The organism is Massilia violaceinigra, assembly GCF_002752675.1.
Lineage (GTDB): Bacteria > Pseudomonadota > Gammaproteobacteria > Burkholderiales > Burkholderiaceae_D > Telluria_A > Telluria_A violaceinigra.
The window spans coordinates 5,786,295-5,798,349 of sequence record NZ_CP024608.1 but is presented as its reverse complement, the minus strand read 5'-3'; the positions used below and the strand labels follow the sequence as shown (position 1 = coordinate 5,798,349).

The window sequence follows — 12,055 nt, the reverse complement described above, 5'->3', positions numbered from 1 at the left end:
ATGCTGCTTTTGCGCAATATTTTCGGGGTCCGCACCCGTCCAGACCATGAACCCCTACGATACCCACGAAATTTTCAATCAGGCAAGCGCATTCGAAAATATTAACCTGTACGGCTGCGATCCGGCGCTGCAGGAAGCGGTCGCGCGCGAAGGAGCGGGGTGGGCGGGCGACACCCTGCACGCGCTGGGCGCACAGCTGGGGCGGGCCGAGGTGCTCGACCTGGCGCGCCAGGCCAATGTGAATAAACCCGTGCTGCATAATGTTGACCGTAGCGGGCGCAGGATCGATGAAGTCGAGTTCCATCCGTCCTGGCACCAGTTGATGGCACTGATGATCGGGGCCGGCGTGCACGCCACGCCGTGGGAGGCGGCGCGGCCCGGTGCGCAGGTGGCGCGCGCGGCCCAGTATATGCTGTTCGGGCAGGTCGAAAACGGCGCCCAGTGCCCGGTCACGATGACCTACGCCTCGGTGCCGGCGCTGCGCCAGGCCGGCGCCATCGGCGCCAAATGGCTGCCCAAGATCCTGTCGCGCCAGTACGATCCGCGCTCGCTGCCGATCGAACAAAAGAGCGGCGCCCTGATCGGCATGGGCATGACCGAAAAGCAGGGCGGCACCGACGTGCGTGCCAATACCACCCGCGCCACCATGCTCGATGCGGGCGAGGCGCGCGCGCGTTTCGGGGAGGAGGGCGTGGATGCCTGGCGCATCGTCGGCCACAAATGGTTCTTTTCGGCGCCGCAGTCGGACGCCCACCTGATCCTGGCCCAGACCGACGATGCGGGCAGCGCCGGCCTGACCTGCTTCTTTGTCCCGCGCTACCTGCCCGACGGCAGCCGCAATGCGATCCGGGTGCAGCGCCTCAAGGACAAGCTGGGCAACCGCTCGAATGCCTCGTCCGAAGTCGAATTCTGCGACGCCGTGGGCTGGCCGGTGGGGAAGGTGGGACGCGGCATTGCGAGGATTCTGGAAATGGGCGGGCACACCCGGCTCGATTGCGTGATCGGCAGCGCCGGCATCATGCGCGCGGCTCTCACGCACGCGCTGCATCACGCGCGCGAACGCGCCGCCTTCGGACGCCCGCTGGCCGGGCAGCCGCTGATGCAGAACGTGCTGGCCGATCTGGCGCTCGAATCGGAAGCGGCCACCGCGTTCGCGCTGCGCCTGGCGCGCTGTTTCGACAACGCCGCCGATCCGGCCGAAGCGCTGCTGGGCCGCATCCTGACCCCGGCCGGCAAATACTGGCTGTGCAAGCGCGGCCCGGCATTCGGCGCCGAGGCGATGGAAGTCATGGGCGGCAACGGCTACGTGGAAGACGGTCCGCTGGCGCGCCTGTACCGCGAATTTCCCGTCAATTCGATCTGGGAAGGCTCCGGCAACGTGATGTGCCTGGACCTGCTGCGCGCCTTCGGCAAGACGCCGGCGGCGCGCGAGGCGCTGGCGGGGGAGCTGGCGCTGGCCGGCAGCGGCAACGCGGCATTCAACGCGTGCGCCGAACGCCTGCTGGCCGACCTCGATGGCGCCCAGGGCGACGAATACGGTGGGCGCCGGCTGGCCGAGCGCATCGTGATCGCGGTGCAGGCCGCGCTGCTGCTGCGCCACGCGCCGGTTTTTGTGAGCGAGGCCTTCATCGCCTCGCGCGTGGCGGTCGATGTGGGCGGGGCTTTCGGGCGCCTGCCGCAAGGCGTCGATTGCGCGGCGATCCTGGCGCGCGCACTGCCGGCCTGACACCTGACCCGAGAATATTCCCGCGAAATGCGGACAAGCGCTCGGTTTGCGGGATAATACGGGTACAAGCCACAACAACGATAACTGAATCGAACTCCATGAAACAAGATCCACGCTTTCCCAACCTGTTCATCCTCAACCACCCGCTGATCCAGCACAAGCTCAGTCACATGCGCGAACGCGACACGTCCACGCGCACGTTCCGCGAGCTGCTCAAGGAAATCACGCTGCTGATGGGTTACGAAATCACGCGCGACCTGCCACTGACCACGCGCCAGATCGAAACCCCGCTGGTAACCATCGACGCGCCCGTCATCGCCGGTAAAAAACTGGCGATCGTGCCGATCCTGCGCGCCGGTATCGGCATGAGCGACGGCCTGCTGGAACTGGTGCCGTCGGCGCGCGTGGGCCATGTGGGCGTGTTCCGCGACCCGGAAACGCACAAGCCGGTCGAGTACCTAGTGCGCCTGCCCGACACCACGGACCGCATTTTCATCCTGTGCGACCCGATGGTTGCCACCGGCAATTCGGCGGTGCACGCGATCGACGTGCTGAAAAAGCGCGGCGTGACCGACGAACAGATCATCTTCCTGGCCCTGGTGGCCGCGCCGGAAGGCGTGCAGGTGGTGCAGGACGCGCATCCGAACGTGAAGCTGTATGTGGCTTCGCTCGATTCGCACCTGAACGAGCATGCCTACATCGTGCCGGGCCTGGGCGACGCGGGCGACCGTATCTTCGGCACCAAGTAAGCCGCGCGCGATGGCCACGCTGATCGACCAGGAGTTCTTCGCACGCCTGCACGCACTCAACGAGAAGTTCGCGGCCAGCGTGCCGGCCACGCTGGCGCGCCTGGAGGAGCTGCGCGCCAGGTTCGACCCGGCCGCCGCCGATGCGGCCCTGGTCAAGGAGCTGCATCAGAGCCTGCATACCATCGCCGGCTCGGCGGCGACGTTCGGGTTCCGCGCGTTCGGCGCGCAGGCGCGCCAGCTGGAGCAGCGCCTGCGCGTGCTGATGGCCTTCGAGCTGATCGCGCCCAAGGACTGGAACGACTGGCTGCACGCGCTCGACGAATACATCGCGTGGGCGCGCCTTGACCCCAAGGCGTCTGTTTACCCGGGCCAGCCCGAGTAAAGGCGAACACCGGCAAGGTGCCACGCGGCGCTGTTGCGCTGCGATGCCACTATGGCGGCGTCCGGCTGCGTTTGGCGACGGCACTGGCCCGCATAGCTACCGCTTGTCGACATTCCCCTGAAACCGCAAGAAAACGACAGCGCACGTACTTTTTTACCAATTGTGCGCGCATGCAAGGTCAAGTGGGCGTATCGTTTGATCTAACGCAAACTTCGGCAGTGTCGATGTTCTATATTCGTCGTACTGCCGCTGCAAATCCGGTGCTGTAAAAGTTGATATTCTGAATTTTTACGGCTTCCGGAAGTTTATTTTGCAGGGGACGTGTTTTTTGTGTTTTATTCGGTATAATGCGGGATCGTTGTGATTCGAGGTAGTTGTGCAGTCTGTCTGTCATTTCTTTCTTGCTTCGTCAAACGATCTAAAACGGGCGTAAGCCCAACTTAACTGAAATAGGAAATTGTAATGGCAACTGGCATCGTAAAATGGTTCAATGATTCGAAGGGTTTTGGCTTTATCACTCCTGATGAAGGCGGCGAAGATCTGTTCGCTCACTTCTCGGCGATTCAGTCGAACGGCTTCAAATCTTTGCAAGAGAACCAACGCGTCTCTTTCGAAGTAACCGCTGGCCCTAAAGGCAAGCAAGCTTCGAACATTCAGCCAATCTAATCGCTGAGTCAACGACAAAAAATCCTCGGTTTCCGGGGATTTTTTTTGTCTGGCTTTTCGTCGGCCCGCCTCGCGCGGGCCGATGGCGTTCCTGGGGGTGCCTAGGCGCGCCAGTAATCGGGCTGCGCGTAGGTGCGGCGCAGGAAGTCCACGAAGGCGCGGATGCGCAAGGGCAGGTGGCGGCGCTGCGCGAACACTGCGTAAATGTCGTTGCCGGGCGCCGCAAAGCGGTCCAGTACCGTGCACAAAGTGCCCGCTTCGATCTCCGTTCCCACTTCCCACATCGAGCGCCACGCCAGGCCTTTGCCGGCCAGTGCCCAGTCGTGCAGCACTTCGCCGTCGTTGCAGACCATGTTCCCCGCCACTTTCAGGGTCACCAGCTTGCCGTTGTCGCGGAAGGTCCAGCCACGCTGGCTGCCTTCGCTGCTGATCGCCAGGCAGTTGTGGCGCGCCAGGTCGGCCAGCGTTTCCGGGATGCCGTGGCGTTTCAGGTAGGCGGGGGAGGCCACCAGCACGCGCTGGTTGTCGGCCAGCTTGACGCCGATCAGGCTCGAATCGGACAGGCTGGCGATGCGGATCGCCACATCCACCCCTTCGCCGACCACATCGACTACCCTGTCGTTCAGATTGAGGTTGACCGTGACATCCTGGTGCTCGGCCAGGAACGAGGGCAGCAGGGGCGCGACGTGCTGGCGCCCGAAGCCGGCCGGCGCCGACACCAGCAGGTGGCCGCTGGCGCGCGCGCTGCGTTCGGCGACGGCCGATTCGGCTACTTCGAGTTCGCCCAGGATGCGCTGGCAGTCCTCCAGAAAGGCCGCGCCTTCGTCGGTGAGCGCCAGTTTGCGCGTGGTGCGCTGCAGGAGCTTGACGCCCAGGCGCGCTTCGAGCGCGTCGAGGCGGCGCCCGATCATGGCCGGTGCGATGCCCTCGGCGCGCGCCGCCGCCGACAGGCTGCCGCGCGCGACAACCTCGACGAAAGTGGAAATCTGGCGGAACTGCCCCACGTGCTACTCCCTTTTATCTGTGACAAAAACGCACAGATGAATGTATTTTTTGTCTCGTTTAGCTACCAGTTAGTGAATATACTGGATGGCAGATGAAACGCCAACGGTCGCCTATACTGGCCGAAGACGATTTTTTGCATTCTTTACTTCTACAGGAGCACGCATGACTATCAACATCCCCGCCGGCATGGAAATCACCGCCGAGATCAAGCCTGGCTACGAGCAGATTTTGACTTCCGAGGCGCTGGCCCTGGTGGCGCGCCTGACGCGCGCGTTCGAGCCACGCCGCCAGGAACTGCTCGCTGCGCGCGTGGCGCGCGCCAAGCGACTCGACGCCGGCGAGCGTCCCGACTTTTTGCCTGAAACCGCGCAGATTCGCGCCGGCGACTGGAAAATCGCACCGATTCCGCCGGCACTCGAATGCCGCCGCGTCGAAATCACCGGTCCGGTCGAGCGCAAGATGGTCATCAACGCCTTCAATTCGGGCGCCGACAGCTACATGACCGACTTCGAAGACTCGAACACGCCGAACTGGGACAACCAGATCACGGGCCAGATCAATATGCGCGACGCCGTGCGCCGCACGATTTCGCTCGAACAGAACGGCAAGGTGTACAAGCTCAATGACAAGATCGCGACCCTGGTCGTGCGTCCGCGCGGCTGGCACCTCGATGAAAAGCACGTGCTGGTCGACGGCAAGCGCGTCTCCGGGGGCATTTTCGACTTCGCGCTGTTCATGATCCACAACGCCAAAGAGCAGCTGGCGCGCGGCGCCGGTCCATATTTCTACCTGCCGAAGATGGAATCGCACCTCGAAGCGCGCCTGTGGAACGATATTTTCGTCATGACGCAGCAGGAACTCGGCCTGCCGCAGGGTACCATCAAGGCGACCGTGCTGATCGAAACAATCCTGGCAGCCTTCGAGATGGACGAAATCCTGTACGAGCTGCGCGAACACAGCGCCGGTCTGAATGCGGGCCGCTGGGATTACATCTTCTCGTGCATCAAAAAATTCAAGCTCGATAAGGACTTCTGCCTGGCCGACCGTCCGAAAGTGACGATGACGTCGCCGTTCATGCGCGCGTATGCCTTGCTGCTGCTGAAAACCTGCCACAAGCGCGGCGCACCGGCGATCGGCGGCATGGCGGCGCTGATCCCGATCAAGAACGATCCGGAGAAGAACGAGATCGCCATGGGCGGCGTGCGCAACGACAAGGCGCGCGACGCGACCGACGGCTACGACGGCGGCTGGGTTGCGCATCCGGGCCTGGTGGAACTGGCGATGGGCGAATTCAAGAAGGTCCTGGGCGACAAACCAAACCAGATCGACAAGCAGCGTCCCGATATCGAGGTGACGGCGGCCGAACTGCTGGACTTCAAGCCGGAAGCGCCGATCACGGAAGCGGGCCTGCGCTATAACATCAACGTGGGTATTCATTACCTGGGCAGCTGGCTGGCCGGGAATGGCTGCGTGCCGATTCATAACCTGATGGAAGACGCGGCGACGGCGGAGATCAGCCGCTCGCAGGTGTGGCAGTGGATTCGTTCGACCAAGGGTGTGCTCGATGATGGCCGCAAGGTCACCGCCGACATGGTGCGCGCGATGATTCCGGAGGAGCTGGCCAAGGTGAAGGAAGTCGCGCCGAATGGCGACAACCCGACCTATGTGCGCGCGGCGGTGATTTTTGAAGAGATGTCGACGTCGGAATCGTTTGCGGAGTTTTTGACGTTGCCGCTGTACGAAGAGATCTAAGAGCCGTCAGTCCCGCGCAGGCGGGAACCCAAGTTTTTTTGAGCCGCTAGGGACTACGCTACGAACTTGGGTTCCCGCCTGCGCGGGAACGTCGGAGGGGGCGGCGGCAACGACGGTGGGCGGCGGGAACGACGTGAGTCAAGCCCGCAGCGCCATCGCTTCGCGCTTGATGATCAACTCCGCAAACTGCTCCGCCGGCATCGCCGGCGCCAGGTACCACCCTTGCAGCAGATCGCAACGCTGCGCGCGCAGGTAGTCGAGCTGCGCTTCCGTCTCCACCCCTTCGGCCACCACTTCCAGCCTCAGGCTGTGCGCCAGCGCGATGATGCCCGCGATGATAGCCGCGTCGTCGGCGTCGTGCGGCACGTCGGCCACGAACGAACGGTCGATCTTGATGATGTCGACCGGGAAGCGCTTCAGATACGACAGCGATGAATAACCCGTGCCGAAATCGTCGATCGACAGCCGCACTCCCAGAGCGCGAAGGCGGTGCAGGGCCTTGAGCGTATCCTGCGCGTGTTCCATCAGGGTGCTCTCGGTGATCTCCAGCTCCAGCAGGTCCGGCGCTAAGCCCGAGGCAAGCAGCACCGCTTCCACCGTGTCGGCGAAATTCTTTTGCAGCAGCTGGCGCACCGACAGGTTGACCGCCACCCGCATCGGCGGCAAGCCCTGGTCGATCCAGGCCTTGAGCTGCGCGCACGCCGTGCGCAGCACGAACTCGCCCAGCGGATTGATCAACCCAGTTTCTTCCGCCAGCGGGATGAATTCGACCGGCGGCACCATGCCGCGGGTCGGGTGCTTCCAGCGCACCAGCGCTTCCATGCCGACGATGCGCTGGTTGTCGAAGCGGGCCTGCGGCTGGTAAAACACTTCAAGCTCGTTGCGCTCCAGCGCGCGCCGCAAGTCGCTCTCCAGGCGCACATGCTCCGAAATGGCCTGTTCCATCGACGCTTCGTAGAACTGGAAGCCGGTATTGGTCTTCTTGGCGCGGTACATGGCGCTGTCGGCACGCTTGACCAGGGTCGGGACATCGAGTCCGTCGAACGGATACATGGCGATGCCGACGCTGCTGGTGACAAAAATATCGTGGCCGTCGATCTGGAACGGCGCTGCCAGCACGCGGCAGATGGTCTGCGCCGCAGCGGCCGCCGGCGCCGGTCCGTCAACGTCGCCCAGGACGATCGTGAATTCGTCGCCGCCTAACCGCGCCACCATGTCAATGCTGCGCACCGCGCGCCGCACGCGCTGCGCCACCGCCACCAGCAGGCGGTCGCCGATGTCGTGCCCGAGGTTGTCGTTGACGTACTTGAAGCGGTCCAGGTCCAGGAACAGCACCGCCAGCGAGGTCTTGTTCACGCGCGCCTGGTCGACCGCTTGGCCGAGCAGGTCGAAGAACAGGGTGCGGTTCGGCAGCCCGGTCAGCAAGTCGTTGAACGCCAGGTGGCGGATGCGCTTCTCGGCGCGGTTCGCTTCGATGATGCGGCGCACGCGCTGCGACAGCACCGCGTAGTGAATCGGCTTCGGAATATAGTCGCTGGCGCCGGCCGCGAAGGCCCGCTCGACCGAGGAATTGTCTTCCAGCGCGGTGATCATCAGCACCGGAATGCTGCTGCCGCCGGGCAGTTCCTGCATGCGCGCGCAGGCGGTGAAGCCGTCCATCACGGGCATGACCGCGTCCATCAGCACCACGTCGGGCTGGAAGCGCTTGAGCATCGTCAGGGCCTGGGCGCCGTCGGCCGCTTCTTCGACCTTGAAGCCGTCGCGCTGCAAGGTGTAGCGCAAGGTGCTGCGGGTGCTGCGGTCGTCGTCGACGATGAGCACTTGCGGCACGTCGTCGCCGCTACCCTGGCCGGCGCTGTCGTCGCCGGTCACTTCGAGCGCGAGCGCGCTGGCCACCGCGTTGTAGGCCACGCGCAGGCGTGGCAGCAGCGGCACGATCAGTTCGGGGCGGCCGGCGATGCCATGGTCTTCGGCTTCCTTGGCCAGTTGCGCCAGGTGGGTGGCGCCCAGATTGCCGGAGGACCCTTTGATCGCATGCGCCTTGGCGCGCGCGGTGTCGCAGTCGCCGCGGTGCGCCGCCGCCTCCAGGTCGAGCAGGTATTGCGGCGTGTCTTCGAGGAAGGGGCTGATGGCCTGGGCCAGCGATGCTCCCATGATCTCGCGCAGTTTGACGAAGATGGCCTGGTCGATCGGGCTCTCGCTGTCGCCGGCGTGTTCGCCCGGCGCGGGCGCGCTGCGCGGTTCTTCACCGGGCGACGCATCGCCGCGCGGCAGCCAGCGATCGAGCTTCTGGCGCAGCTCGAACAGGGTGATCGGCTTGGCGAGGTAATCGTCCATGCCGGCGGCGAGACACTTTTCGGCGTCGCCGCGCTGGGTGTTGGCGGTCATGGCGACCAGCGGCGTGCGCCGGCCGCTGCCTTGTTCGAAGGCGCGAATATGCGCGGTCGCTTCGTAGCCATCCATCTCCGGCATGCTGCAATCCATCAGGATCAGGTCGAAGCTGCCATTGCGGGCCGCTTCCAGCGCTTCGCGCCCGTTGGCGGCAAATTCGCAGGCGCAGCCGTTCATGGCGAGCATGCCGGCGGCGACCATCTGGTTGGTGCGGTTGTCTTCGGCCACCAGGATGCGGAACGAGGTGCGCGGCGGCGCCGCCAGCTGGCTGGCCATGGCCAGCGCGGGCGCCCTGGCGCCGGCCAGCAAGTCCTTGAGCGCCTGCAGCAGGCGGTCTTCGCGCAGCGGCTTGCCGAGCGAGGGATGGCCGTCGACCAGGGTGCCGCCCGAGGGCGTGCCGAAGCGGTCGAGGATCAGCACCAGCGTGCCGGGCGAGTCGGCGGCGATTCGTCCCGCCAGGTCGTTGCCGTCATCGTCCAGGGCGCCGATGTCCATCATGACGATCGCGTACGGACGCGCCTCCATGGCGCCGACCTTCAGCTGCAGCAGCGCTTCGCCGCCCCAGCGCGTGACGTGGCAGTCGATGCCGTGGCGCTGCATGGTCTGGGCCACGAAGCTGCGCACGATCTGGCTGTCGTCGACCACGATCGTGCGCAGGCCGGCCAACTCCGTGTGGGCCGGTTCCGGCGGCTCCTGCAGCGCGGCCTTGCAGACGATGTTGAAGGTAAAGGCGGTACCTTCGCCGAGCGCGCTGTCGACCGTGATGGCGCCTCCCATCAGTTCGACCAGCTGCTTGCAGATGGCCAGGCCAAGGCCGGTGCCGCCGTATTTGCGGGTGGTCGACGGGTCGGCCTGGGCGAAGGACTGGAACAGGTGCTGCTGCTGGTCGGCGCTCATGCCGATACCGGTGTCGCGCACCTCGAAGCGCAGTCCGTACCCGGGCCCATCGGCCAGCGCGATACTGACCGCCACTTCGCCATGCTCGGTGAATTTGACGGCGTTGCCGAGCAGGTTGATGAGCACCTGGCGCAGGCGCAGCGAGTCGCCGTTGACGCATTGCGGCACGCCCGCGCCGAGCAGGTAGCCCAGTTCGACATCGCGCACCTGCGCCTGTTTGGCGACCAGTTCGATGACTTCCTCGAGCAGCTTGCGCAGGTCGAAATCGACTTCTTCGAGCGAGAGCTTGCCCGCTTCCATTTTGGAGAAGTCGAGGATATTGTTAATCAGTTCGATCAGGGTGCGCGAGGAATTCCAGGCCACGTCCACGCATTCGGCCTGGCGCTTGTTCAGGTTCATTTCCTTGAGCATGTCGAGCATGCCGACCACGCCATTGAGCGGGGTGCGCACTTCATGGCTGACGGTGGCGGCAAACTGCGCCTTGACCAGCGCCATGCTGACGGCGGCATCGCGCGAGTCCTTCAGTTCCGCTTCGCGCTGTTCGAGCACGTTCATCATCTTGTTGAAGGCGAGCGCCATGTCGATCAGGTCGCGTGGGCCGGCCGGGGCGGCGCGCATGCCCGATTCGCCCGCTTCGGCACGCTGCATCAGGCGCGAGAGCGCATGGAGCGGGTTGATCATATGGCGCGTGAGCAGGCGCACGATGGCCAGCAGGATGGCGGCAAACGACAGCGTGACGACCATGTTACCCACCAGTAGCGACAGCGTGAGGCGGGTCAGCGTATCCTTGGCGATGGCCACATGGACGTGGCCGAGCAGCTGTTTGGGCGGCTCTTGCAGGTCGAACGGCGAGGCCAGTCCCTGGCCGCCGAACACCGGCGCGGTGAAGTGCCAGGCGTGCGAGGTTTCATCGGCCAGCCGCGCCTGGGGTATGGGCGACACGGGCGCCAGCGGCCCGGCCGGCGCGGCGCCGCTCTGGCTTTTCGAGAGCAGCACCTGGCGCCGCGTGTCGCTGATCTGCACGCTGAGCACATCGGGGAAGGTGAGGGTGGTGGCGACGACGTCCTGGGCGTTTTCGGGCGAGTGATACAGCAGTGCCAGGGTACTCTGGCGCGCCAGGTTCTCGGCGATGCGCTCGCCCTGTTCGAGGAAGTAGTCGCGCATGCGGGTACGCGCTTCCCAGGAATTCATCAGCGAGGAAAACAGCGCCAGGCCAAGAATGGCGGCGGAGACGATGACTGTCAGTTGGCGGCGAAACCCCGTGCGGCGAAGGAAGTCATGGAACATCTACTCAGGGCTCCGGATAAATAAGGTCGAAGGTACGCTGCTGCTGGTAGCCTATGTTCAGGCCCATATGGCTGGCGGTACGCAGGTTGATGGCGGTGTGCAGTTCGCGCAGCGGCTGCACGCCTTTCTTGCGTTCCCCGGCGATGGCGCCTTCGGCGGAACTGGCCAGCGAGCGGCCCAGTTCCACGTTGTTGGGACTCATGGCGAACAGCGCGCCTTTTTTCACGTGCAGCACATTGCTGGAAAAGATAGGCACGCCGCTGTTCCACGCTTGCTTGAGGATCAGCGGGAGCAGGGTGCCTTCTTCGACCGTGGTGGTGTCGTGCGGGAGCCAGACGGCGTCGCGGCGGCTGTCGGCGCTGCCGAACAGGGTGGCGTAAAGCTGGGCGGCCTGGCCCAGGTCGCGCGCTTCATGCGACACCAGTTCCAGGCCCTGCCCGCGCGCCGCCTCGCGCGCGATGCGCAGCAGCCATTCGGTTTTTTTGGGGTCGTACACCACGATCACGCGCCGGGTCTCGGGCAGCAGCGCGCGCAGGCGCGCAAACAGTAGCGCCGGATCGGGGGTGAGGCTGATGCCGTTCAGGTTGGCGATTTCGGCGTCCGACAGCAGCAGGGCGCCGCCCACCAGCACCTCGATATCGCTGTCGAGCGCCGCGGCCACGTTCAGGCCCTGGCGTCCGAGCGCGATGACGACACGGGTGCCGTTGCGCTTGAGCTGCGCATTGAGGTCGGCCGCGTCGAAGCGCGTATCGACCGCATAGCTGCGCACGCGCACGCGGGTGCGCTCTTCGATCCCCTGGATCATGCCGATGAAGGCACCGCGAAACGGTTCCGACACGTTCGGATAGAGCACCGCGATGGCGCCCTTGCCGACCGACGCTTGCAGATCGGGGCTGCGCAACTGGTCTTCGAGCTGGGAGACGGTGATCGGCAGCATGCCGTATTGCCCGCCGCTGTCGTAGCGTTCCAGCAGTCCAGGCGCCTGGGCCGTGGCCGGTGCCAGATCGTCGGCGATGGCGTTAGCGATGGCACGCGGCGCCGGTCCGGCCAGCAGCAGCAACAGCAGCGCGGGTGCGCCACGCGGCGCGCGCGGCCGTCGGCGAGCGTTGAAAAGAAGTGTAGTCATTGCGTACAGCGGGGACGCGTGGTCCGGTTAATTTGTAAGCAGCCACGCATGTGGGCACACACCAGGCTGCAGTA

8 protein-coding genes are annotated in these 12,055 nt (G+C 64.8%); 5 read left to right on the top strand and 3 right to left on the bottom strand.

What is annotated here, in order from left to right; all coding sequences use genetic code 11:
• Positions 1–46: 46 nt before the first annotated feature.
• From CR152_RS24890 to CR152_RS24875, 4 genes are all read left to right on the top strand, one after another.
• Entirely contained in the window at positions 47–1,726 is a 1,680-nt protein-coding gene (locus CR152_RS24890) for an isovaleryl-CoA dehydrogenase (protein ID WP_099879459.1), read from the top strand.
• Positions 1,727–1,824: 98 nt separating this feature from the next.
• Positions 1,825–2,475: a uracil phosphoribosyltransferase gene (upp, locus tag CR152_RS24885; RefSeq protein WP_054267939.1), complete on the top strand. Its 651-nt coding sequence runs from the start codon at positions 1,825–1,827 to the stop codon at positions 2,473–2,475.
• 10 nt (positions 2,476–2,485) lie between these two features.
• Entirely contained in the window at positions 2,486–2,857 is a 372-nt protein-coding gene (locus CR152_RS24880; RefSeq protein ID WP_099879457.1) for an Hpt domain-containing protein, read from the top strand.
• A gap of 462 nt (positions 2,858–3,319) precedes the next feature.
• Complete coding sequence (locus CR152_RS24875; RefSeq protein WP_010398811.1) at positions 3,320–3,523, top strand: cold-shock protein; 204 nt, start codon at positions 3,320–3,322, stop codon at positions 3,521–3,523.
• Positions 3,524–3,624: 101 nt separating this feature from the next.
• Here CR152_RS24875 and CR152_RS24870 read toward each other — a convergent pair whose 3' ends face one another.
• Positions 3,625–4,527 carry a LysR family transcriptional regulator gene (locus CR152_RS24870; protein ID WP_099879456.1) on the bottom strand — a complete coding sequence of 301 codons (903 nt, stop codon included), beginning with the start codon at positions 4,525–4,527 and terminating at the stop codon, positions 3,625–3,627.
• A 163-nt stretch (positions 4,528–4,690) separates the two neighbouring features.
• Between CR152_RS24870 and aceB the strand changes: the two genes are divergently transcribed.
• Entirely contained in the window at positions 4,691–6,280 is a 1,590-nt protein-coding gene (aceB, locus tag CR152_RS24865; protein ID WP_099879454.1) for a malate synthase A, read from the top strand.
• 138 nt (positions 6,281–6,418) lie between these two features.
• Here aceB and CR152_RS24860 read toward each other — a convergent pair whose 3' ends face one another.
• Together CR152_RS24860 and CR152_RS24855 are read right to left on the bottom strand one after the other, a co-directional pair.
• Complete coding sequence (locus CR152_RS24860; protein WP_099879452.1) at positions 6,419–10,855, bottom strand: EAL domain-containing protein; 4,437 nt, start codon at positions 10,853–10,855, stop codon at positions 6,419–6,421.
• Between the two features lie 4 nt (positions 10,856–10,859).
• Positions 10,860–11,981, bottom strand: a complete 1,122-nt coding sequence (locus CR152_RS24855) for an ABC transporter substrate binding protein (protein WP_099879450.1) — start codon at positions 11,979–11,981, stop codon at positions 10,860–10,862.
• Between the last annotated feature and the right edge of the window lie 74 nt (positions 11,982–12,055).

Bases quoted from the DNA above. Each gene is read 5' to 3' on its own strand.
- CR152_RS24855 (WP_099879450.1), bottom strand. From the start codon at position 11,981: ATGACTACACTTCTTTTCAACGCTCGCCGACGGCCGCGCGCGCCGCGT.
- CR152_RS24890 (WP_099879459.1), top strand. From the start codon at position 47: ATGAACCCCTACGATACCCACGAAATTTTCAATCAGGCAAGCGCATTC.
- upp (WP_054267939.1), top strand. From the start codon at position 1,825: ATGAAACAAGATCCACGCTTTCCCAACCTGTTCATCCTCAACCACCCG.
- CR152_RS24875 (WP_010398811.1), top strand. From the start codon at position 3,320: ATGGCAACTGGCATCGTAAAATGGTTCAATGATTCGAAGGGTTTTGGC.
- aceB (WP_099879454.1), top strand. From the start codon at position 4,691: ATGACTATCAACATCCCCGCCGGCATGGAAATCACCGCCGAGATCAAG.
- CR152_RS24880 (WP_099879457.1), top strand. From the start codon at position 2,486: ATGGCCACGCTGATCGACCAGGAGTTCTTCGCACGCCTGCACGCACTC.
- CR152_RS24860 (WP_099879452.1), bottom strand. From the start codon at position 10,855: ATGTTCCATGACTTCCTTCGCCGCACGGGGTTTCGCCGCCAACTGACA.